We start from the raw sequence: 2,390 nt of genomic DNA, 5'->3' as shown, positions 1-2,390 counted from the left end.
GTAGATGTTGTAGTTGGCTTTGATGTTGTTGTAGTTGATGTAGTAGATGTTGTAGTTGGCTTTGATGTTGATGAAGTAGTTGTTGTAGTTGTAGTAGTTGTTGTAGTAGTATTTGTTGTTGTAGTTGTTGTTGCTACGATAGGACCATTGCCTGTGAGATTATACTTGCGTCCGCTGAAGTCATTTACCTCGCCCTTAGCTACAAGCTTAGCACCGTTCTTTACAGTGATATTTGTATCAGGAGCAATAAGAACGTCAACATAATCAGGTATCTCAACATCAGATGCTATCGTGATATTGCCGAAGAGTGAAAGCTCTGTCTTCTTGCCGTCCTTAACAGCGTCCTCAACAGCTACCTTAACATCAGCATATGTCATATTCTTGCTGAGCATTGCAACTGCCTTAGGATTGATTGTTACGCTGTCAAAGATCTCGCCGCAGGTATCGCATCTCTTGACTGCAAGTCCTACCTTGCCGTTCTTAGGAGCTGCTACAAGTGAATAATCACTTGTTGACTGGCACTCGTGCTTCTTGACATTGCGTACATTGATCTCTTCTGTCTTGCCGTCTGAGTAGTCAACTATGAGCTTACCATTTGCACCTATCTGATCTGAGCTTACTCTGATGATAGTATCGCCCTTTACAGTAAGTGAACCGTCCTCATTGAGTTCTGTGCCGTTGATATCAGCAAGTGTGAACGAATTGCTTGCTTCTGCCTTGATCTTGCCATATGCGAAAGGAGCATAGCTGCGGATCACGTCTGCTTCAATTCTGATATTTGTAGGAAGCTCTCCGTGTGAATGGATAATAAGGTTCAGTTCATCAGTAAATGGTAAGAGATTTCTGTTATATCTGTTGATATAATCATCGAAGTCATTAATGAAGAATGTAGAAGTATCTGTTACACTAATGATAAAGTTATCACTGAATCTTGTGTACTGGTTAATTGTCTTGTCTGCGTGCTTGTATGCATCAAAGAATATCTGGCTTACCAGCTGGTTAGCTGTGTTTGATGCTACTCTTCTTACAGGTATATCCTGGTCAGGAGTGAGCTGCTTGATCTTGATCTCGCAGTCAAGTGGGTTTGAACCGTAGAACTGAACAATAACGTCCTTCAGGATATGCTCTACAGGCATTTCGCCTACAGCTGCTTCAAATACATCACGGATACCGTCTACGCTCATAAGCTCAGGACGATCCTCCAATACCTGAAGTATCAGACTTGCATTTCTGTCGTAGTCATAAGATGAGACATATCTCTCAAATACTGAAGCCCACATATCAGGTACATTTACTGTATAAGTTACAGCCTGACGAGGTTTAAGATCAACCGGGATATAATGTTTGCCGCCTCTTGAATAGATCTTCTCTTCCTTGGTTATTGCACCAAGTGAAGTAAGGTTGCCGTCTGTGTCAAGATTTGTGAAGTAAAGTGTTGCTGTTGAACCCTGCTGCTTTTTCTTAATAGTAGTTTCAAGGTTGTATACAGGCTTGTCTGATACGTTCTTGAGAGTTATCTTTATAGGATAATTCTTTCCATAGTATGAAAGTGAAGGAACTTCAACTATCATCTTGAGTGCGTCGTATGAATATACGTGGAGATTTTCCTGTGATCTGTAAGTGAGTGAGAATGGCTGTGTGCCGTTCATACCTGAAAATACAGCTGAAAGTGAATAGTCGCCAGCCTTATCGCCGCGTACACACCAGTTCTTTGTAACTACCTGATTAGGAGCAACTTCGCCGATGCCTTCAATAGTATTTCCGTCAACAAGTGTAAGTCCGTCAGGTACATTGAGCGTAGCCTTACAATCTGTAAGAGTACCTGTACCCTTATTTGTTACGATGAGCTGAACGTCATAGAATTCCTTCAGCCACTTGCTCTCGCCGTAGATGATAAGGTACATATCCTCATCAACTGTTTCTTCGTGGATAACGTGTGCGTGGATCTCATCTACATATACATACCGTCTGTCGGTTATAAGCAGAGGCTCATGTCCGTCGACCTCAAGGTATACATAATTGATAGGTTCATAACCTTCGTCCCACTGAACTATTCTGTTGAATACAACACCTGATGCCTCAAAGTCAGCCTCGATAGAGTACTGTACGCAATTGAAGTTTTCAGGATTTCTGATATCAATGCCTCTTGCTCTTACCTCGTTCTCAGTCATTGGCTTAACATGAAGTTCACCGTCAACTCTGAGTACAGGCTGTGTTGTAGTAGTGGTCTCGGTTATTATTGGCTTTGTGGTCGTTGATGTTGTTGTGGTTGGTTTGTTTGTGGTTGTGGTGGTTGGCTTGCTTGTTGTAGTTATCTTGGTCGTTGTGGTTGTAGTAGGTTTCTTTGTTGTAGTAGTTACCTTGGTCGTTGTGGTTGTAGTAGGTTTCTT

General features: G+C 42.0%; 1 protein-coding gene. It reads right to left on the bottom strand.

Annotation, left to right across the window (positions count from 1 at the left end; genetic code table 11):
• The coding region (locus BUB28_RS17065) for a COG1361 family protein (RefSeq protein WP_175547839.1) at positions 1-2,390 on the bottom strand (2,390 nt) is incomplete at both ends.

This window comes from Ruminococcus flavefaciens (assembly GCF_900143025.1).
Lineage (GTDB): Bacteria > Bacillota > Clostridia > Oscillospirales > Ruminococcaceae > Ruminococcus > Ruminococcus flavefaciens_I.
Note: the sequence above shows the minus strand (reverse complement) of the source record. Positions and strands in the feature narration are given on the sequence as shown.